This is a genomic window from Arundinibacter roseus (assembly GCF_004348825.1).
Lineage (GTDB): Bacteria > Bacteroidota > Bacteroidia > Cytophagales > Spirosomataceae > Arundinibacter > Arundinibacter roseus.
The window spans coordinates 18,966-39,214 of sequence record NZ_SMJU01000019.1; the positions used below are offsets into that span (position 1 = coordinate 18,966).

15 protein-coding genes and 1 tRNA gene are annotated in these 20,249 nt (G+C 46.8%); 6 read left to right on the forward strand and 10 right to left on the reverse strand.

Annotated features, from left to right (window positions below; translation table 11 throughout):
• Positions 1 to 2: 2 nt before the first annotated feature.
• The 3 genes from EZE20_RS21855 to EZE20_RS21865 all read left to right on the forward strand — a co-directional run bounded on the left by EZE20_RS21855 (position 3) and on the right by EZE20_RS21865 (position 4,661).
• Positions 3 to 1,178: a glycosyltransferase family 2 protein gene (locus EZE20_RS21855; protein ID WP_132121770.1), complete on the forward strand. Its 1,176-nt coding sequence runs from the start codon at positions 3 to 5 to the stop codon at positions 1,176 to 1,178.
• A 253-nt stretch (positions 1,179 to 1,431) separates the two neighbouring features.
• Positions 1,432 to 4,209, forward strand: a complete 2,778-nt coding sequence (locus EZE20_RS24300) for a T9SS type A sorting domain-containing protein (RefSeq protein WP_132121772.1) — start codon at positions 1,432 to 1,434, stop codon at positions 4,207 to 4,209.
• A 200-nt stretch (positions 4,210 to 4,409) separates the two neighbouring features.
• Complete coding sequence (locus EZE20_RS21865) at positions 4,410 to 4,661, forward strand: hypothetical protein (RefSeq protein ID WP_132121774.1); 252 nt, start codon at positions 4,410 to 4,412, stop codon at positions 4,659 to 4,661.
• A gap of 25 nt (positions 4,662 to 4,686) precedes the next feature.
• Here the strand turns inward: EZE20_RS21865 and EZE20_RS21870 are convergent, their stop codons facing one another.
• Both EZE20_RS21870 and EZE20_RS21875 read right to left on the reverse strand, forming a co-directional pair.
• Positions 4,687 to 7,233 (reverse strand): ABC transporter permease, encoded by a 2,547-nt coding sequence (locus EZE20_RS21870; RefSeq protein WP_228713950.1) that lies wholly within the window; start codon positions 7,231 to 7,233, stop codon positions 4,687 to 4,689.
• Positions 7,220 to 7,900, reverse strand: a complete 681-nt coding sequence (locus EZE20_RS21875; protein ID WP_132121776.1) for an ABC transporter ATP-binding protein — start codon at positions 7,898 to 7,900, stop codon at positions 7,220 to 7,222. Before EZE20_RS21875 ends, EZE20_RS21870 begins: the two co-directional genes overlap by 14 nt.
• A gap of 129 nt (positions 7,901 to 8,029) precedes the next feature.
• Between EZE20_RS21875 and EZE20_RS21880 the strand changes: the two genes are divergently transcribed.
• Positions 8,030 to 8,716, forward strand: a complete 687-nt coding sequence (locus EZE20_RS21880) for an arylesterase (RefSeq protein ID WP_132121778.1) — start codon at positions 8,030 to 8,032, stop codon at positions 8,714 to 8,716.
• Between the two features lie 69 nt (positions 8,717 to 8,785).
• Here the strand turns inward: EZE20_RS21880 and EZE20_RS21885 are convergent, their stop codons facing one another.
• The 6 genes from EZE20_RS21885 to EZE20_RS21910 all read right to left on the reverse strand — a co-directional run bounded on the left by EZE20_RS21885 (position 8,786) and on the right by EZE20_RS21910 (position 16,655).
• A complete protein-coding gene (locus tag EZE20_RS21885) occupies positions 8,786 to 10,174 on the reverse strand; it encodes a hypothetical protein (protein ID WP_132121780.1) in 1,389 nt (462 codons plus the stop codon).
• A 65-nt stretch (positions 10,175 to 10,239) separates the two neighbouring features.
• Positions 10,240 to 11,655 (reverse strand): hypothetical protein, encoded by a 1,416-nt coding sequence (locus EZE20_RS21890; RefSeq protein ID WP_132121782.1) that lies wholly within the window; start codon positions 11,653 to 11,655, stop codon positions 10,240 to 10,242.
• Between the two features lie 100 nt (positions 11,656 to 11,755).
• The gene (locus tag EZE20_RS21895) at positions 11,756 to 12,370 is read right to left on the reverse strand and encodes a hypothetical protein (RefSeq protein ID WP_132121784.1); all 615 of its coding nucleotides are present in this window, start codon (positions 12,368 to 12,370) and stop codon (positions 11,756 to 11,758) included.
• A 43-nt stretch (positions 12,371 to 12,413) separates the two neighbouring features.
• On the reverse strand, positions 12,414 to 13,709 hold the full coding sequence (locus EZE20_RS21900) for an adenylosuccinate synthase (protein WP_132121786.1): 1,296 nt from the start codon (positions 13,707 to 13,709) through the stop codon (positions 12,414 to 12,416).
• A gap of 76 nt (positions 13,710 to 13,785) precedes the next feature.
• Positions 13,786 to 14,292, reverse strand: coding sequence for a Fur family transcriptional regulator (locus tag EZE20_RS21905; RefSeq protein WP_132121788.1), 507 nt, complete (start codon positions 14,290 to 14,292; stop codon positions 13,786 to 13,788).
• Positions 14,293 to 14,393: 101 nt separating this feature from the next.
• Positions 14,394 to 16,655, reverse strand: a complete 2,262-nt coding sequence (locus EZE20_RS21910) for a RelA/SpoT family protein (protein ID WP_132121790.1) — start codon at positions 16,653 to 16,655, stop codon at positions 14,394 to 14,396.
• A 170-nt stretch (positions 16,656 to 16,825) separates the two neighbouring features.
• Between EZE20_RS21910 and EZE20_RS21915 the strand changes: the two genes are divergently transcribed.
• Positions 16,826 to 16,907: transfer RNA gene (locus EZE20_RS21915), tRNA-Leu, on the forward strand.
• A 135-nt stretch (positions 16,908 to 17,042) separates the two neighbouring features.
• Positions 17,043 to 18,401: a trigger factor gene (tig, locus tag EZE20_RS21920; RefSeq protein ID WP_132121792.1), complete on the forward strand. Its 1,359-nt coding sequence runs from the start codon at positions 17,043 to 17,045 to the stop codon at positions 18,399 to 18,401.
• 118 nt (positions 18,402 to 18,519) lie between these two features.
• Here tig and EZE20_RS21925 read toward each other — a convergent pair whose 3' ends face one another.
• Complete coding sequence (locus EZE20_RS21925; RefSeq protein ID WP_132121794.1) at positions 18,520 to 18,885, reverse strand: helix-turn-helix domain-containing protein; 366 nt, start codon at positions 18,883 to 18,885, stop codon at positions 18,520 to 18,522.
• A 64-nt stretch (positions 18,886 to 18,949) separates the two neighbouring features.
• Complete coding sequence (locus EZE20_RS21930) at positions 18,950 to 20,242, reverse strand: mandelate racemase/muconate lactonizing enzyme family protein (RefSeq protein ID WP_132121796.1); 1,293 nt, start codon at positions 20,240 to 20,242, stop codon at positions 18,950 to 18,952.
• Between the last annotated feature and the right edge of the window lie 7 nt (positions 20,243 to 20,249).

Consider the following 20,249-nt stretch of genomic DNA (forward strand, 5'->3'; position numbering starts at 1 on the left):
CGATGGAATTTCTTTTTTGGCTAAGTCTCTTTATTGTGTTTTTTACCTTTTTGGGTTATGGAATACTCCTTTATGTTCTTGTAAAACTGCGCAAAAAACTAGTGGGCAAGCGACCAATTCCTATCCTTGCAGAGCCCGCTCCTTCGCTTACGCTTGTAGTAGCGGCCTACAATGAGGAAGATCTTATTGAGGAAAAAGTACGAAATACGCTCGCACTCGACTATCCACGGCATGCCCTCCGAATACTTTTTGTGACCGATGGTTCGTCTGATAATACGCCTCATCTTCTGGCAAAATATCCCGAAATCATCACGATGCATTCGCCGGAACGTCGAGGGAAAATTCATGCTATTCATCGGGTGATGGAAACGATACAGACCGAATTGGTCGTCTTTACGGACGCCAACACGCTGCTCAATCCGCAGGCGCTGCGCACAATCGCCCGGCATTACAGCGATCCGACCGTAGGAGCAGTAGCTGGCGAAAAACGGGTAGCACAGGAGGATGTCTCAGACGCAACAGCCGGGGAAGGGTTTTACTGGAAATACGAATCTACCCTCAAAAAGTGGGATTCTGAGCTTTATTCGGTGGTTGGCGCAGCCGGAGAACTGTTCAGCATTCGGCGAGAGCTCTATGAACCTGTGCCGGCAGATACAATTCTGGACGATTTCATGATTTCCATGTTGATTGCCCAAAAGGGTTATCGCATCATTTATGAGCCGGAAGCATACGCTACCGAGTTGTCGTCCGCAAATATTGAGGAGGAATTGAAACGCAAAATCCGAATTGCTGCCGGAGGCATTCAGTCGGTAGTCCGGTTGCGAAGTATGCTCAATCCTTTTCCTGCGCCGCTGCTCACCTTTCAATATATCGGCCACCGGGTTTTGCGTTGGACCGTTACCCCGTTTTTTATGCTGCTGGCTTTTGTATTAAATATACTTCTGGTTTTTGAAACCGATAATTGGGTGTACGGTTTGCTATTGGCCGGGCAGGTTCTCTTTTATGGAGCGGCTTTGACTGGTCATATTCTGCAAACCCGAAAGATCAAAGTAAAAGCGCTTTTTGTGCCCTACTATTTCTGCGTCATGAATTATGCCGTTCTGGCCGGAATAGCCCGTTATTTGCGAGGAAATCAGAGTGCGGTTTGGGTTAAAGCCAAAAGAAAATCTTCCGAATAATTCTTTGAAAAATATTATTAATTAGTTACAAATTTATTCTATATTTCGCATCAATTCTGATAACATATCAGGAGATGCCATTGTCCGTATTTGCCGAAAGTGGGCATACTACCCCTAAATGGTTTGCTTAGCGGGCAACCGCTTATTCGCCTTTCATACACACACAAAAACTAGTTCTGAATCCTGGTATCAGTCCGATTTCCACGCCGGATGTCGTAATAGTTTGTAATCTCTAACCCAAAAAGGATTGTGTATGAAAATTTTTCTACCCTCTATTTTATTTTTCGGATTCATTTGGAGTGCTTACGCCCAAACCGAAGAAAAACTGACATTTTCGTCCGTATGGGCAAGTCAAAACACAGGACAGGATTACTCGCCCTGGCTGACTGATAGTATCGTTCAGAGTAATTGGGATGCTGCTAATTTTACCTATGTGGACGTAACGCTCAAACTCACCACTCGCAGCCGCATCAAGCGCCTTAGTCTATTTGATGGAGAAGGCGTTTTTACCGAACATCCCGCCCTTATTTATGCACTCGATGGCGAACAGAAAACGCTGATTGGAACATTTACAGGTCAAACGTATTTAACATACGTTGATTTCATTTTACCGGATTCTATCCCGGCTCAGGCCATTCAAATTCACAAATACAGCAATAACATTCCGCTGAAAGTATTGGTCTATGGATATTCCGGTGCAGACTGCCCATGTCCTGACCCACTCGAAGAACCACAACCGGAGCCTGAACCCGAACCCGAACCAACACCTGAACCCGAACCGACAGCTCAGGTAAAAATTCCGATTGATCCTGCCCGTTGGTATCAGCTCAATTCGCCCAGTTATCCAATGACTGCCTTGTTTGATGGTGTCACGAATGTAAATGTAGAATTGGGTTGGGGGAAAATGTTTTCAAATTACGATGCCTACTATGCCGTAGAAGAGGGCGAGTCGATTACGCTGGAAAGCATTAAATTTTTTGACGGAGAAGGTTCCCTCGGACCGTTCCCGATGACGCTTTCGGTGGTTACAGAAAATTGGGAGAAGATTCCCGTAGCAACTTTTACCGGCAGCCGTTACATGAGCTGGGTGGGGCCCTATCCTGAGCGGGATTTGAGCGGAGATTCTCAGTTCAAACTGGACTCAACCTATACCAATATTAAATTCCTGATCCTGAATTTGTGGTACATGTTTCCTACCGAAATTGAGTTTTATGGGCAATATACCGCCCCGGCCACGCCTACCGCTGCTACAAAACCGCCCGTCAAGTTGTCGGATACCTTTGGGGTAAATGCCTTCGAATGGGATTTCCTGAATGTTTATAATCCGGTGGAAATTAACGAACCTGCGTTTGAAGCCATCAAAAGTTTTCGGGGCGTGCGTCATTATATGGACTGGGAAAAACTGGAATCTAACGAAGGTAGCTACACGTTCAGCCCTGTGCACAGCGGCGGCTGGGACTACGACCTGGTGTACCAACGCTGCAAGGATGAAGGAATTGAAGTGCTGGCGTGCCTGAAAACGATTCCGGCCTGGATGCGGGATACGTATCCCGAAAACATGCGTGATAATGAAAATGTACCCGTGCGTTACGGTATGGATCTTTCGGACCCGGCTTCGTATATCGAACAGGCCAAAGTCGGGTTTCAGTACATAGCCCGCTATGGAAGTAATACGCAGGTAGATACAGCGCTGCTGAGTGTCAATCCCAATCCCCGATGGACGCACGATCCGATTAATACGGTTAAAGTAGGGTTGGGGTTAATTAAATACATTGAGTGCGACAACGAACGCGATAAATGGTGGAAAGGCCGCAAAGCTTACCAAACTGCCTACGAATATGCCGCTAATTTGTCGGCCTTTTATGACGGACATAAAAATACACTTGGGCCGGGAGTGGGTGTGAAAAATGCTGATTCTACGGTACAGGTAGTGATGGCCGGGCTCGCCTCGCCCACGGTCGACTACGTGCGGGGGATGATCGACTGGTGCAAGCAGAATCGGGGTTTTAAACCTGATGGTAGCGTGGACTTGTGCTGGGATGTCATTAATTACCACTATTATAGCAATGATTCGGACGTTTCGCAGGGTGGCTATCCTACCCGTGGCAAGGCGCCTGAGCTGTCGTTAGCCGGGCAAGTAGCCAGTCAGTTTATCGAAATGGCGCACCGCTATGCCAACGATATGCCCGTATGGATGAGCGAAAGTGGGTACGATCTCAATCAGAGCAGTCCGCTGAAAGCGATTCCGATTGGCGACAAATCTCCCGAACAGGTACAGGCCGACTGGACTTTACGTACATCGTTGCTCTATGCCCGCTCGGGAATTCAGAAAGTATTTTTTTATCAGCTTTACGACGACAATCCATTGGCACCTATTCAGTTTGGTTCTTCGGGTTTGATCAACAGCGACCGAAGCCGTCGGATTGCAGCAGATTATTTATTGCAGACCAATAAATTGATGGGGAACTATACCTTTACAGAAACGATCAATCCGGATCCGCTTGTAGATAAATATGAGTTTGAAGGCAAGACTGCCTACGCTCTGCTTATTCCGGATGAGGTAGGCCGCACAGGCAGGCATTCGCTTTTTGTAGGTGGTACCGATTCGGTGCGGATATACACCCCGCAGGCAGGCAGTGACAGCATGTCGTTTAGTACGGTGGCACCCGCCAATGGTTATGTGCAGGTGGCTGTATCAGAAACACCAATTTTTGTGATGAAAGCCCCATCATCCCCATCGCAGGCACGGTTGGGCGTTCCCGAACTTCCCACAGCCGAAATTTCCATGCAGATTTACCCAAATCCTACAACTGATTTTGTAGAAATTATAGCTCAGAATGATGAAAGTGTGCCTTTTCAAATTTCGGTCTATGAAACTAATGGGAGGCTTCATAGACAGATTACCTCAAAGGCCCCGACCTCTTTCATTAAAGAAAAAATAGATTTGTCGGATGCTCCATTTGGGGTATACATTCTGGAAGTTGTGCAGGGACAGCGCCGCACGACCCGGAAGATTCTGCGCACGCGTTAGTTTTTGCTGGTTTGCTTTATGTAAAAGCCTGGGAATGAATCACTCATTTTCAGGCTTTTTTTGTAAAGTATAAATTGACGTAGGAGTGAGGAAATAGATTCCCTGTTTTTAGCGATTGAAGTTAGTTTCAGCAATGGTACTTTTTTAGTATGTATTTTTCTGAATCAAAATACATACAGTAAATCAACCATCAACGAACTATGAAATTATTCATCAAAAAAATAACAGGGCCAGTCCTTTTAAGCGTACTGATGCTTGCGAGCTGTTCGCCGAGCGAGAAGAAAGAAGCTCCTGACAATAAATACGACGAAACCGTTCAGGATAGCAACGACGAAACCAAAAGCCGCAAGGCAATGGGAGTAGGCGAAGGCAATCAGAATGAAACGGAGGATTATCCGCTCAATCAGGGCAACTTGTATCCGGATTCGACCCGTGAGGACACCATAAGGTAGCTAAAAAGTGCTAAGACAGGGGCCCTTAGGCTTCCTGTCTTAGTACTTCTAGTGGTGAGCGCGAGAGGATTCCGCGGCTATTGGCTAAACCAATGGCAATTGTCAGCCCAATAACGGAGAAAATTACCGTGAGAAGAGGTACAACCTGAACCGTAAACTCGGTTTCAAAACTAAATCGAGCCAAAGCATAGCTTCCGGCTAATGCCACCAAAAAACCGGTAACTGAGGCCAACGCACCAAGGAAAAAATATTCAAGAGCGGTAATTGCAAAAATTTGCCGTCGACTTGCTCCTAAGGTCCGGAGTAAAACGCTCTCCTGCAACCGTTGGTATTTGCTGATTAAAACAGAAGAAATAAGCACGACCAATCCAGTCAGGATGCTGAATCCTGCCATAAAGCGAATCACGAAACCGATTTTCTCCAATAGTTCATCCAGAACTTTCAGTACAAGTCCGAGATCAATAATTGAAATATTGGGAAACTGCCGCACTACGGCTTGCTGAAACGTAGCCGAACTTTGAGTCGAGTTGATTCGGGTAAGCAAAACATGAAACTGCGGAGCTTCTTCCAAAACTCCCTGCGGAAACACAACCAGAAAATTAGTCCGAATGCCATTCCAGTCTACTTCACGCAAACTAGCGATTTGGGTAGACATGGGAGCGCCCTGTACGTTAAACAGCAGCGTATCGCCAATGTCAAGGTTATTTCGTTGGGCAAAACCTTCTTCCATCGAAATCGGAATCGGGCCGTCAGCGGGTGCTTTTTCTATCCACTTTCCTTTCGTAATCTTCTCAGAAGAAGTCAGAGAGTCACGGAAGGTAACCCGGTACTCACGGCCAAATACCCGCTTGGAAATCCGGAGCGTGGTATCTTTTTGTACATCAGCCATGGTGTAGCCATTGATTTGGTCCAGCCTCATATTCACAATCGGGACGCTCTGAATAATGGGCAATCCGTAGCGTACTGCCAAATCAAGCACAGGTTGTCGCTGTGTACTTTGAATGTCGAACAAAACGACATTGGGCTGATTGCCACTTGTAGACAAAGTAACCCGATTGAGAAGCAACGATTGTACCAGAATCAAGGTACAGATAAAGGCTGTACCAAGGCCAATGGAAATGACCAGTATAGCTGTTTGGTTGTTAGGCCGGTACAAATTGGCAAGTGCCTGTCGCCACACATATCCCCAGGATGTTGGGAAAAATCGGCGAACGAGCCGCATCAACAGCGTGGCCATGCCCAGCAAAATCAAAAATGCACCCAATACGCTACCCGTAAAAGCGAGTGCTTCTTTAAAATCACGGGTTTGCAGGTAGGTAAATCCAAGAATAAATAGCCCGATGACCAAATAGATCAGCCAACGCAGCGGGTCGTTAGCATCAGTGGATGTTTCGTAAGATGCCCGCAAAACCCTGAGTGGCGAAATATTACGAATCGAAATAAGCGGAAGAAGTGCAAAAAGAATGGAAATGAGCGTGCCCAATACAATTCCCTGTGCAACTGCTGCCCAGGAAAGTGAGGTGATGAGTTCAAATGGTAAAAAATCTTTGAGAACGGCTGGCAGAAATTGCTGAATGACAGCACCTAAAATGGCTCCCAAAACCGACCCCAAAAAACCAACGCCTACGATTTGGATGAGGTAAATCATGAAAGCCTGCGTGGATTTTACCCCCAAACAGCGTAAAAGAGCAATGGCATTCAGTTTCTCACGAATGTAAATATGCACTGCACTTGCGACTCCGATGCATCCCAAAAGCAAGGCAATGAAACCCACAAGGGATAAAAATCGGGTTAAGTCTTTGAATGAGCGCCCGGTTTCTTCTTTTTGGCTTTCTACCGTTTTGGAATCCAGATCTTCGGCTTCCAGGCGAGGCTTTATTTTTTTTACCGACTCCTCTACATTTTCTTTGATACCATATTTAAAAAAATGCAGATAGCTAATCCGGCTGCCTTTTTGTTCCAGTCCCGTTTGTTCCAGATAGGCAAGCGGAATGTACACAGCGGGTGCAACGGTTGTTGAAATACCGGTTTGGCCGGGAGCTTTCAGCAATACGCCCGCAATGACAAATGTGACATCTCCCAACTTGATAGAATCCCCAACGTTAGCCTCATACTGAAGCATCAGCGTTTGGTCTACCAACGCTGCCTTTGCATTTCTGAACGCCCGCCCGGCAGCTTCCGGCACGGTTTCCAGCTCGCCATAGTAGGGGTAGTTTCCCTGTAAAGCTCGAATTTGCGCCAACCGACTACCACCATTTTTTGGGAAATAAACCATGGAGGCAAATCGCCGCTCTTCGGAGCGGTCCGTTCCCAGGGAGTCGAGCATTGGAAGGATCGTTTCAGGAATTGGACGGCCGCTGGAAATTTCCAGGTCTGCTCCCAGGAGTGTCGCTGCCTGCCGATTGATATTTTCGGTTAGGTTGTCGCCCAGAGAATAAATTGCTACCAAAGCCGCAATGCCGAGAATAACCGATGATATAAAAAGCAACAACCGCGAACGGCTGCGTCGGCTGTCGCGCCAGGCCATGATCAGTAGCCAACGGAAAGAAAAATAGTCGTTATTGTTTTTCATCAGAACTAATCTTACCGCCTTTTATTTTAATAATTCGTTGAGTTTGAGCTGCCAGATCCAGATCGTGGGTTACGAGTACGAGCGTGGTTCCCGCCTGCCGATTCAGGTCAAAAAGCAGTTGGATCACGATTTCACTGGTTTCCGCATCGAGATTTCCCGTGGGTTCGTCAGCAAAAAGAATTTGGGGTTGATTAGAAAAAGCCCTTGCCAGCGAAACCCGCTGTTGTTCACCACCGCTCAGCTGCGTAGGGTAGTGGTGGGAGCGATTGGCCAATCCTACTTTTTCGAGCAGTTCAAGTGCCAATGGACGGATATTCTTTTCGCCCCGCAATTCCAGAGGCACCATCACGTTTTCGAGCGCTGTGAGCGTGGGCAGGAGTTGGAAGTTTTGAAAAATAAAGCCAATCGAACGGTTTCGCAGCGCTGCCAGTTGATTTTCATTCAGATCGTTCAGCCGGGTATTGTTCAGCTCTACACTCCCGGAGGTAGATCGGTCGAGCCCGGCACAAAGGCCAAGTAGCGTAGTTTTGCCGCTTCCCGAAGGACCCACAATTGCCATTGTGGAGCCTGCCTCAACCGTGAAGCTTATATCGTCAAGTACTTTTAAATCCCGGCCACCGCTTTGGTATATTTTATTGACCTGTTGGAGAGTGAGTATGTTTGTCATTCAAACCTGAGAAAAAGAAATGAGTAAATTAGATGTAAGTTTTCTATTCTTTGCAGCAATCGCTTACATTTAAGCCTTATCAACACGTTATCTGCCTGTACTGTTCCACTTTACTTATCTTACCCCTGTATGCGCTTCCTATTCCATTTGCTGTCAACCTGCCTGCTGACCATCGGTCTGTTGGCCTGTTCTGAAAATAAATCGTCGGATTCTTCCTCTCAGCCATCTGCTGCTACCGAAACAGATTCCGGTTCGGTCGAAAAGAAGAGAAAAACTATCCTGTTTTTTGGAAATAGCCTGACCGCAGGTTACGGCCTTGATCCATCAGAGGCTTTCTCGGCCTTGATTCAAAACCGTCTTGATTCGTTGAATTTACCCTATAAGGTAGTTAATGCCGGAGTAAGTGGAGAAACAACCTCCGGCGGCAACAGCCGGATTGAATGGGTGTTGCGACAGCCGGTTGATATTTTTATTTTAGAGTTGGGGGGAAATGATGGCCTGCGTGGTGTTCCGATTGCCGAAACCCGGAAAAATTTACAGGAGATTATAGATAAAGTACGAGCAAAATATCCTGACGTAACCATCATTTTAGCAGGGATGCAGGTGCCGCCAAACATGGGCCGGGATTACGCTACCGAGTTTAAAGCATTATATACCGACCTTTCCGCCAAGAATAATACAAAACTTATTCCTTTTCTGCTCGAAGGTGTAGGTGGAGAACCTTCCCTGAACCTGCCGGACGGAATTCATCCTACGGCCAAAGGGCATACGATTGTGGCGGAGAATGTGTGGGAGATTTTGGAGGGAGAATTGTAAGAATATTTTAAGAAAAAAGCCGACGAAATGAATCGACGGCTTTTTTCTTAAAATACAGCATCAATTAAATTAGCGATTTTCTTCATCAAAACGATCTGTAATTGCTTTCCGAATCGCCTGATGCGGCCGCATACCGGAGCTCCGGCTGCGCGACACCGCCCGGTCTGTGACCGACGATTTGGCCCGAAGTGCCAGATTGGAAACTGTCAGGTGGCTGTTTCGCCATTGTTCATATTCTTCTTCATTCATAATATTTCGTGCCACTTCGCCCCGGGCGTGGCCGTCGTTGTAGGCATGAATCCGTGTATCGGTCAGGGCAAGTTTTCGCTCTTCTTCCAGGTTTTCAATTTCTTTTAGTAATGCCTTTTCCTTTTCACTTAACGTGTCCAAAACAGGCAATACCGAAAGATCATTTTCCTTGATATTTTTCTGAATCAGTTGTTGGGACAATACCTTTTCTTCCAGCACAAGTGCTTTCATGAGTTTTTTACGCCGTCTCCGGAGCCGCCCCAAACGGGGGTCAATTTGCAGCCAACGAAACCAGAAACTTTGTAAAACCGGAAGTGCCATACCAAGCGAGACCGCTCCCGCAATAGCAAACAACACACCACTGAGTACAAACGACAGCAACGCCCACGGACTATTCACGAGCATCATGTTCAGGTTGTCAGAGTCTCGCAGCGCCTGTTCAATTTTATTGGTTAGCTCCGGGCTGTTTATTGGCGCGCCCGTCAACGGGTCTACCGCATTGAGCTGTAAGTTTTTTATGGATTTATTAATCGCTTCTTTCAGTTTGTCTGTACGGTAAGCTTCGTATCTGAACCAGCCCAAAACCAAAAGCGTAGCTATCGCAAAAAGCGCCAAAGCGACCTTGAAACGTCCGTATCGCTTCTTGATTCGGGGCGAATCATCGGTTTGATACGGACCTTCGATCAAACGGTCGTAGGCAGGTTTGAGTAAAATAGAGACCATTGCCAGGCCTACCGCAAACGCCCACGCCTCGTTGGAGTTGCGAATATTAAGTGCATACGCAACAATTTCGTGCGAAATAATGAGGTCACCAAAAATGAAGGCAAGTCCGGCCAAAAGAAAGATAAAACCTGCCAAGAGCGAGTAGTGCGTAGAAGCAGCTGCACGCTTTTCTTTCAGAGTAGCTGTTTCCTGATCCGTTTGTTCTATATGACCTTCCAGTTCTTCTACCCGCCGGGCCGTTTGGTTTAGGCCAAGAAGATGCTCCTGCAAAGAGTCAAAGGTGGTTTTACGCCTGGCGATTACTTCCTGCTGCTCGTTTTCGAGCGCATGCAAAGCGGCTTTTTTTTCAATCAACTGCTCAGTTGCCCATTCATAACTAACCTGACTCGACAGATACGCTTCGTAAGCCTGCCGATCGAGGCCTTCAATGCCACTTGTATATCCGTGTTGATGATCCGGATGTTGTCCGGGAAGTTGCTCGTCCATAGTGAACCTGTGGTTGAAATCTTTATACTTAAAAAATAGAATTGTCTAATCGAAAGCGAGGAAGATTAATTTCCCTGTATTTCTCTAAGCTGCCGGTCGGTCAATCGGCCTTTCATTTTTCGGGCCAGATAAAATTCACTTTCAAAAAGCTTTATCAGCATGTCGCGACGGGCATTGAGGCGGTTTCTTTCGCTTTCAGAGGTACCTTGTTCACGAAGGATTTGCCATTTCTGTACGCGCAAATCGTCCATTTCCTGGTTAAGGGAAACGATTTCTTCTTCCCACTGCTGGATGTGATCCACTGCTTCCTGGCGTCCCCGAACGGTACTTAGCCATACCCGCAGGTCATTTCTCAGAACCGTGATATTGCTCAAAAACAATTTGCCGGCAAACAGAAAAAGGAAAAAGACAAAAACGAAAAGGGACGTAGCCTGCCACCACGATTGCGTTTGCCAGGCTTGTGCAAAAACAAACAGGGCCGCTGCCAGCGGCATGCCTACTTCTTCCAGCAGGCGACGCCCGGAAACATTGCTTTCCGTATCATGAAAAAGAGAAATACGTCCAAATAGATTAAACATCCCTGCCAAAAACACACCTAGGGCTACAAAAGAACTCGTGGCAAAAGCGGGGCGCAGGGTTTCTTCAATCAGAAAATAATTGCCCACACACATAGCCACAGAAAGCGTAAGCCCAACCAACGTACGCGGGAGCTGATGCTCGCCTTCGGGATGCGAATTTTCCTGAATATGTAGTTTTTCCTGTAAATCCTGAATTCGGTTTTCTTTTTGTCCGATAAAAAGATTGAGCTCCTGCACGCGCTCATTTTGTTGTTCAATATTACGCGCATGATCGGCTACCAGATGCGCAAAGTAATTTCTGATAATATCCGTTTTTTCGGTAGGGTCTGATTCGGAAAGCCCAAACAAAACGCCTTCATCGCGGAGGGTGTCTTCGTCTTCAAGCCAATAAGGAATGTTCATTCGATGTTTTTCAGGGTAAAATTGTTCAGTTTCTTCGGAATGTGCGAGGGATTCATTGGTTTGTATTTCCTGCCGATCAACCGCTTCAATGGATTGGGGTTGAGTTGGGCGGGGTGGTGTTGAATAGGAGCGACCGATGGGTTGGGGCATATGCCGACGCGTGGGTTCTGCCTTCACAGGCGGTGGTGTTGGCTCTGTGGCAGGCGGTGCTGGTGGAATAGTGGGTTCAACTGCCGTACGAGTGATTACGGGCGGAGGTGTTTCGGTAGTCGTATACGTTATCGGAGTTTGAAGCACCGGAGGAGTTTGTATCAGAGGAATGTTTGCTTTTGGCAGCTCAGCCTTCGGTTGCGGCAGCTGCGCATCGGTAGTAGCTACAGGCCCTGCAGCAGCAATACCACCGGTCAAACCTGACTGGGAGGCATCATCTTCATAATAATCCAAATCCTCAGGGCGTGAAGATTTGACGAACTGCGAGAAACGTTCCCAGATTGTAGCCATGATTTCCTTTTGATTTTCCTGCGATTATCTACCAAAACTGCTAATTAACTAACAATATTGTGATGGTCGGTCAATATTTTCGGGGAGCTGGAAGCCGGTTTTATGCCAATCCAAACATTTTTTGAAGTGCTTGCCACAGTCTCTTTTTCAGCATCTTATCGGCTTCTATTGTTGCGAGCGGATCTGCCAGTAAGAACCAAATGCCCTCTACCTGCTTGGGAGTGTAGGGGGGAAGTAGTAAATCAATTTGAAGGCGAATAAGCGGTACTCCAAAGGTGATAAAGTAATTGGTACTTTTTTCGGCCAAAACTGAGCGGGCATCTGCCTTGGGGATATAGCTGAAATTGAGCAGATCAGTTTCAGCACTTGCATGTCCCGTAGCTGCCAGAATTTTATCCAGTAGCTGTGCTTCTGCCGGAAGTAATTCTGGCTGTCGGGGCTCATCTACAAGCACCAATATACGATGTTGAAGGGCAGGAAATACCTTTACTTCTGGTATTGATCTGGGTTTGGGAAGTGGAACCACGGGCGCCAGAACGACGGTTGGTGGTTCTATTTTTGGAGTCATCAAAACCTCCGGTTGCTGTTGTTCTGCAGGGGGGTCTACAACGGGTGATTCTAATTGGGGTACCTGACTTTTTGCCACCGTATCAGTGACTTTGAAAAGTGTGTCGTACTGATAGAATGTTTGATAAAATTCAGCCGGGTACCCCATGAATTATTGAAAAATTAGAATAATTATACTCTCAAAAATACGCTTAATCAACCAAGCGTGCTGCTTCCCGGAGAATCAACGCATCGCGGTCGGGGCCGGTAGAGATAAAGCTGATGGGCAATTTGAGTTCCTTTTCCAGATAGGTTACATAATTAGCCAATGCCTCGGGTGCTTCGTCAAACGCACGGATGCCATCCAACGACTGCTCCCAACCGGGGAAATCCAGATAAACAGGTTCAACTTCTTCGTTACACAAGTCATACGGTAGCTGATCCGTCAGCGTGCCGTCGGCCAGGCGATAATGCGTACAGACGCGAATCGTATCGAAGATATTGAGTACATCCACCTTCATCATTACGAGCTGCGTTACGCCGTTGATCATTACGGCGTACTTCAATGCGGGCAGGTCGAGCCATCCGCAGCGACGGGGGCGCCCGGTAGTAGAACCAAACTCACGGCCTTCCTGCCGCATGCGTTCGCCGGTTTCTTCGAGTAACTCAGTCGGGAAAGGCCCGCTGCCAACCCGTGTGCAGTAGGCTTTAAAAATTCCGAATACCTCGCCAATCGTGTGCGGCGAAACACCCAACCCAGTACAGGCACCAGCCGTCATTGTGGTTGAGCTTGTAACAAATGGATACGAGCCAAAATCTATATCAAGCAGCGAACCCTGTGCGCCTTCGGCCAATACGGCTTTATTTTCGGCGAGTGCGTTATTCAGCAAATATTCACTTTCTACCAGCTGAAATTCTTTAAGAAAATCAATTGCGGCAAAGAAACGGGTTTCGGCCTCCGCGAGGGCTTCCTGATAATCAAATTGATAAAAATCCAGAATTGCCTTGTGGCTGTCGACCAGTTTGCGGTATTTGGCATCAAAATTTCCCAGCAAAATATCTCCCACCCGCAGCCCAAGCCGGGCTACTTTGTCCTGATACGTAGGCCCGATTCCCCGAAGCGTGGAACCAATCTTGGAGTCTCCTTTCGATTTTTCATAGGCAGCATCAAGCAGGCTGTGCGTTGGCAATATCAGCGAGGCTTTTTTGGAAATATAAAGGTTCCCTTTCAAGTCGAGATTGAATTTTAGCAGGCCTTCAATTTCTCTCCTGAATACGATCGGGTCCAACACCACGCCATTTCCAATAATATTTTGAATATCGGATCGGAAAATTCCGGATGGGATTTGATGCAGCACGTGCTTTATATTATCAAATTCGAGGGTGTGACCCGCATTTGGGCCTCCCTGAAACCGGGCTACTACCTGATAATGCGGCGCCAGCACATCCACAATTTTACCTTTCCCTTCGTCTCCCCATTGGAGTCCGAGTAATACGTCAATTTTCATTCCAGCAACGGTTAAAAATAAAAAATGCCCATTTTAATCCTGTCAGAGGGTTAAAATGGGCTGTAAAAATATAGCCTTACAGCTTCGTATCCTGATTATAAAATTCTTCCTGCGGCAGAACTTTCCGGTTTTCGCAATTTTCTCGCGTGCAGCCACCATAAAAAATCAACGAGTGATGATCTACTTTGAAGTGCAGCATTTCGCCTACCATGTTTTGAATGGACTGTATGCGCGGATCGCAAAACTCCATTACTTTGTGGCAGTCGGTACAGATCAAATGATCGTGTTGTTTAAAACCGTACGATTTTTCATACTGCGCAAGATTTTTACCAAACTGATGTTTAGTAACCAAATCGCAGTCTACCAATACATCCAGTGTGTTATAAACCGTCGCACGACTGACCCGGTATTTCTTGTTTTTCATGCTGATGTACAGTTCATCTACATCAAAATGATCGCTCCGGGTATAAATTTCTTCCAGGATCGCAAAACGCTCGGGCGTCTTGCGGAGGCCTTTGTTTTCCAGGTAGGCCGTCAGAATCTTCCTGGCAGATTCCAGATTGTCTTTACCGATTTGTGACATAGGTTGTTTCGAAATCAGGTGCAAATATCGGGGTTTTTAAACGTAAATCACAGAAGACATAAGTTTCTATAACGGCACGACCGCCCGAAGGGTTCAGCAGGTTAGTGTACAACGTTGAGATTGGCATCAAATCGGAGTACCTTAAATACGCCATCAACCCGTTCGAGTTTATTAATGAGCATGTCCAAATGACTCGTATCGTGTACGTAAAGTTTGATGTCACCTTCAAAAACTCCATCCTTGGTATCAATCGTAAGCCCGCGCATATTGATCAATAACTCATTGGAAATGATACGGGTTACATCATTCACAAGCCCCACACGGTCGGTGCCGGTGATTCGCAGGCCCGCCAAAAATGCTTCGGCTCTTTGAGATTCCCACTTAGCCTTGATGATGCGGTTTCCATGTTTGGACATCAGCTCGGCGGCGTTGGGGCAGGTAGTTCGGTGAATTTTAATACCTTCATTAATGGTTACAAATCCGAAAACATCATCGCCCGCAATTGGATTGCAGCAGGGCGATAATTTGTAATCAATCTTGTCCATATCCTCCCCAATGAGCAGGGTATCACTATCCGTACGCTCTCCGTGAATATTTTTGAGAAGTTTTGTGAAAGACTTTCCGTCCTGCGTGTCGTCTGTGTTTAGTTTTTCTTTCCGCTCTTTGCTTTCCTTATGTTTTTTAAATTTTTTTAGCTCATCCGGCTGAATGTACCCTTTACCCATGCGGTAGAAAAAATCAGCCGGCGTTTTGCATTCAAAGAATGCCCGCAATTGATTAAAGACTTCATAGGAGGCCTCGATACCCAAAATTTTGAGTTTCTTTTCGACAATCTGCTTGCCGTCGGTTTCGTAGCTGCGGCTTTCTTCTTTGAGATATTCTTTAATTCGGGCCCGGGCTTTGGAGGTCACCACAATCCGCAGCCAGTCTTCGTTAGGCTTTTGTTTATTGGAAGTAATTATTTCAACCTGATCGCCATTTTTGAGAACGTAGCTGATTGGCGCAAGTGTGCCGCCTACTTTGGCTGCCATGCAATGCGCACCTACTTCTGAGTGAATGTCAAACGCAAAATCCAGCGCTGTGGCGCCTTGCGGCAGTACTTTTAGTTCGCCTTTGGGCGTAAAAGCAAAGACTTCTTCCGTAAACAGGTTGCTGCGAAATTCGTCCAAAAATTCAATTGCTGCGGTACGGTCGCCCGATCCGTTTTCGAGGGTTTCGCGCACGCGGCTGATCCACTGCTCAATATTTCCTCTCACTTTGGTATCATTGCCTTTGTACTTCCAGTGGGCAGCATAGCCTTTTTCGGCAATTTCGTCCATCCGTGATGTACGGATCTGAACCTCGACCCATTGACCGGTTTTGCTCATAACCGTTGAATGCAGCGACTGATAGCCGTTGGCTCTGGGCGTACTCAAAAAGTCTTTGAGACGGTCAGGATTGGGTTTATAATGATCCGTAACGATAGAGTAGGCTTGCCAGCACAGCGCTTTTTCCCGCTCAAATTCAGCGGGAGCGTCAATCATGATACGAATAGCAAAGAGGTCATAAATTTCTTCAAAGGGCTTGTTCTGCTTCCGCATTTTATTCCAGATGGAATAAATGGATTTGGGTCGACCTTTAATTATATATTTAAAACCGGCTTCCTGTAAATCGTTTTCAATAGGTTCAGTAAAGCGGGCTATAAATCGATCGCGAGTCGTTTTGGTTTCACGGAGCTTTCGCGCCACGTCGCGGTAGGCTTCGGGTTCAGCGTATTTCAGGTAAAGGTCTTCTAATTCAGATTTTATGGCGTAAAGCCCGAGCCGGTGCGCTAGGGGAGCATAAATAAAAATGGTTTCAGAGGCAATCTTCAACTGTTTGTCGCGCGGCATGCTGTCGAGCGTTCGCATGTTGTGCAGGCGATCGGCGAGCTTTACCAAAATCACCCGTACATCGTCCGACAGCGTGAGTAGCATTTTCCGAAAGTTCTCGGCTTGCTGCGACGAACCATATTCAAACTTGCCTGAGATTTTGGTAAGCCCGTCAATGATCTTGGCTACCTTTTTTCCAAACAAACGGCTGATGTCCTCAATCGTCATTTCGGTGTCTTCCACCACATCATGCAGCAGCGCGGAGACAATTGCGGTTGTACCCAGCCCGATTTCTTCCACCACGATCTGCGCCACAGCCAAAGGATGGTAGATGTATGGCTCGCCCGACCGCCGACGCATGTCTTTGTGTGCTTCCACGGACGTGTAAAATGCCTTTTTTATCATTTTGGCATCTGTATCCTTCAGGAAGGGCTTGGCTGTACGCAGCAGTTTTCTATATCGTTTCAGGATGTCTTTGCGCTCCTGTTCAAGGTCAATTAGGATTGTCTCCACAGATTCTTTTTCTTTTCGTAACTCTACACCAAATTAATTTATTACGCAATGATTATCAACAATACTTTATCAAACTATATTTCTTGAAAAAAAATTAGGAAAAAGCAGAATTTAATAATTACCTTTGCACTCCCAAATTTAACTATTCCATACGGGAATACACTGACTACGCGGGCGTGGCGAAATTGGTAGACGTGCCAGACTTAGGATCTGGTGCCGCAAGGCGTGGGGGTTCGAGTCCCTCCGCCCGTACGATTAAAAAAGGGAGAAGCCCTCAGGACTCGCTGTTTTGAGGGCATTTTTTTTATAGGACGCGATCAAAAGAATACCTGGTAAAGGAAGTTCTATCATTGACTCATTTAAAATTCATAACGACAGCAAATAGATATGGAAGTTCTGTTAGAGAAGAGCTCGCCTACCACGGCTTCGCTCAAAGTAATCCTGACTAAGGAAGATTATCAGCCCAAGGTAGATAAAACACTGAAAGATTATGCCAAAAAGGCTACGCTGAAAGGTTTTAGACCAGGCAAGGTGCCCATGCAGGTTATTAGCCGCATGTATGGCAAAGGCATCATGGTTGACGAAGTCAATCAAATGCTGAGTCAGGCCGTCAGTGATTACATCCGTGAGCAGAAAATTCAGGTCGTAGGCGATCCTATCCCAAATCGTGAAAAGGCTGATGCCATCGACTGGGATACGCAGAGCGAATTCGAGTTTGTGTATGATCTTGGAATGGCTACCGATTTTGAGGTAGATTTTACAAATATTCCGGCCATTCCTCACTACACAATTTTGGCGGGCGAAACGGAGCTTGAATCAACTCTGGAAGATCTAAAAAAGCGTTTTGCCGAATCGGCTCATCCCGAAACTTCCGAAGCAGGCGATATGCTGTTTGGTGAATTGAAGCAGGAGTCTTCTGAGTTTACCACCAAAACCGCAATTCCGACCCGTCAGGTGAAAGAAAGCGAGCAGGCAAAATTTACTGGTCTGAAAGCAGGTGACGAAATCACGTTTGATATTCAAACCACCTTTGAAGACGAAGCGGCTATTGCGCACGTAACCGGAAAGAAAAAGGAAGACGTTGCTGAGCTTGCCGGCGAGTTTACATTTGTGCTGGACGACATTACGCGCTCGGCTCCGGTAGAAATGAATCAAGAGTTTTTTGATAAGGTTTTGGGACCTGGCGAAGTTGAAACGGAGGAGCAATTCCGGGAAAAAGTTCTGGAAATTATTCAGAGCAACTACGCCCGTGAATCCGAAGCGCTGCTGCGCCGCGATATGGAGCAAACCCTCCTGGATTCGATTGCCATTGATGTGCCCGCTGATTTTCTGAAAGATTGGCTGGAACGCACCAACAATGGTAAATTCACCCGCGAACAAATTGAAGAGCAGTTTGCTGATTTTGAAAAATCATTGAAACTGAGTCTGATTAAAAATAAAGTTGCCGACATTTTTGGCGTGAAGGTAGAGTATCCCGAAATTCTGGAATACACCCGTCAGATGGTACGTGGGCAGTTTGGAATGTACGGCGGTGACCCCAGCATGGACGAAACGATCGACCGCATTGCTGCCGGATATTTGGCTGACCGCGAGCGTGATAACTATTCGAGCATGTTCAATCAGGTATTTGACAATAAAGTACTTGACGTCATTCGTGGACAAGTGGCAACGGACGAAAAAGATATTTCAGTGGCTGATTTTGAAAAATTGGCCAAGAACGGTGCTGCTGAGGAAGCAGAAGCCTGATAAGTTACTAGTCGGATTAATACACAAAAAACTCCCGCACCGATAGGTGCGGGAGTTTTTTGTTAAAAGAGCATTTTTTATAAAAAATTATCTTCAAAAAGGGCGAAACTGATTTTTCTTAAAAGCCAATACGTTCTCTTTGCTGCTGCATTTGACGGGCAATTTCCAGGCTGACCCACTCGCAAAACTTACTTTTCCACTGCCCGATTTCCTGATGTAGTCGGGCATTTTCGGTCCGTAACTCTTCGTTTTCACGTCGTAACCACTCCGTTTCAGTCAGTGGGCCTGCTTCCAGTCCCAGCAGGTCGGGGAGAGTAGTTTCCAGAAAACCGGCAATCGCTTCCAGCCGCGAAAGTGGTGGCTCGGTACGGCCGCGTTCAATATCCCCATAGGCTGACGTAGAGATTGCCAGCATATCGGCCATGTTTTCCTGTGAAAACCCTTTTTGCAGTCTAAGATTTCGGATGCGTTCAGATAAAGTCATATGCGTACGAATCAGATAGTTAATGCTGCATATACAACAGAAGAAAACGGAAAAACATCCGTATTTATTCAAAAAAAGGAACGCCGGGCGTTGCATATTTCCGCATACCTTCCTCGTTGATTTCCACACCTATTCCGGGTTTTTCGGATAGCGTGATAAAGCCTTTGTTTATCATAGGTCCGTCAAAGCTGACAATTTCTTTGTACATCGGGTTTTCGTCAAAATACACCTGCCATTCCAATATCAGAAAGTTAGGCACAGACGCGCATACATGGCAGGAGGCCATTGCTCCTAAAAAAGAAGCTACCATATGCGGTGCAAAAGGTACGTAATACAAGTTGGCCAGGTTGGCAATCCGCTGAGCTTCACCCAATCCGCCTGCTTTTTGCAGATCAGGCATGACAATATCCACCGCTCCGATTTCAAGCATACGCCTGAATCCGTGAGCGAGGTAGTGATTTTCACCGGCGCAAATCGGTGTGTTGGTACCTTCGGTAATGAGCCGATAGGCATCGGGGTTTTCTGCCGGAATAGGTTCTTCCAGAAAAAGGAGTTTCAATGGCTCCATCATGTGGGCAATGCGTTTTCCGGTGGTCATGTCGTAGCGGCCGTGCGCATCTACACATATGTCGATGTAAGGCCCAACCGCTTCCCGCACGGCCGCAATCTGATTATACATACGGTCGAGCTCGCCCTGACTTGCCGTCCAATTGTAGGGGTCATACTTGGCCGGGTCGTTGCGCTCGTCTATATCAAACTTTACGGCCGTGTAGCCTGCCTGTACGGCATCTTTGGCGCTCTTGGCAAAATCTTCGGGGCGCGGGCCTTCGGTTCGGTAGGCAGCGGTGTCGCAGTATACGCGGATCTTATCACGAAATTTTCCGCCCAATAATTGATACACAGGCATTCCGTAAGCTTTACCTACCAAATCCCAAAGGGCAGATTCGACGGCAGTTAACACGGCAATGTACATACCTGATTGTGCCCCTTCAAAAAAACCTGACCGTCGTATGTCTTCAAAAAGGCGATGTACATTGAGTGGACTTTTACCTTTGATTCGCTGACCCATAAGTTTTACCAGGTGGTAAGTACCGGGCGTAGCGTCAACGGCTTCGCCGCAGCCCCAAATATCCTGATTGGTATAGACTTTAACGAAAAGACTGTGACCTCCCCGAATAAAACCGCACTTGATGTCGGTAATTTTCAGGTCAGAAGGCTTGGATGATTGGGGGGTACGGTCGACGGCCTGGATCAGGCCTTCGCCATAAGAGGCACTTGCATAGGCCGCCAAAGCACTTGCGAGGGCTCCTTTCCGAAGGAAATTGCGCCGGGAGCTTGAAGATTGAGATGGATTCATAGGTAGA

What these genes read in the sequence shown, in the direction of transcription:
- EZE20_RS21875 (WP_132121776.1), bottom strand. Translation starts at nt 7,900, where the DNA reads ATGACAAACATACTCACTCTCCAACAGGTCAATAAAATATACCAAAGC.
- EZE20_RS21870 (WP_228713950.1), bottom strand. Translation starts at nt 7,233, where the DNA reads ATGAAAAACAATAACGACTATTTTTCTTTCCGTTGGCTACTGATCATG.
- EZE20_RS21905 (WP_132121788.1), bottom strand. Translation starts at nt 14,292, where the DNA reads ATGTCACAAATCGGTAAAGACAATCTGGAATCTGCCAGGAAGATTCTG.
- EZE20_RS21865 (WP_132121774.1), top strand. Translation starts at nt 4,410, where the DNA reads ATGAAATTATTCATCAAAAAAATAACAGGGCCAGTCCTTTTAAGCGTA.
- EZE20_RS21930 (WP_132121796.1), bottom strand. Translation starts at nt 20,242, where the DNA reads ATGAATCCATCTCAATCTTCAAGCTCCCGGCGCAATTTCCTTCGGAAA.
- EZE20_RS24300 (WP_132121772.1), top strand. Translation starts at nt 1,432, where the DNA reads ATGAAAATTTTTCTACCCTCTATTTTATTTTTCGGATTCATTTGGAGT.
- EZE20_RS21895 (WP_132121784.1), bottom strand. Translation starts at nt 12,370, where the DNA reads ATGGGGTACCCGGCTGAATTTTATCAAACATTCTATCAGTACGACACA.
- EZE20_RS21880 (WP_132121778.1), top strand. Translation starts at nt 8,030, where the DNA reads ATGCGCTTCCTATTCCATTTGCTGTCAACCTGCCTGCTGACCATCGGT.
- EZE20_RS21900 (WP_132121786.1), bottom strand. Translation starts at nt 13,709, where the DNA reads ATGAAAATTGACGTATTACTCGGACTCCAATGGGGAGACGAAGGGAAA.
- EZE20_RS21890 (WP_132121782.1), bottom strand. Translation starts at nt 11,655, where the DNA reads ATGGCTACAATCTGGGAACGTTTCTCGCAGTTCGTCAAATCTTCACGC.
- EZE20_RS21925 (WP_132121794.1), bottom strand. Translation starts at nt 18,885, where the DNA reads ATGACTTTATCTGAACGCATCCGAAATCTTAGACTGCAAAAAGGGTTT.
- tig (WP_132121792.1), top strand. Translation starts at nt 17,043, where the DNA reads ATGGAAGTTCTGTTAGAGAAGAGCTCGCCTACCACGGCTTCGCTCAAA.
- EZE20_RS21855 (WP_132121770.1), top strand. Translation starts at nt 3, where the DNA reads ATGGAATTTCTTTTTTGGCTAAGTCTCTTTATTGTGTTTTTTACCTTT.
- EZE20_RS21885 (WP_132121780.1), bottom strand. Translation starts at nt 10,174, where the DNA reads ATGGACGAGCAACTTCCCGGACAACATCCGGATCATCAACACGGATAT.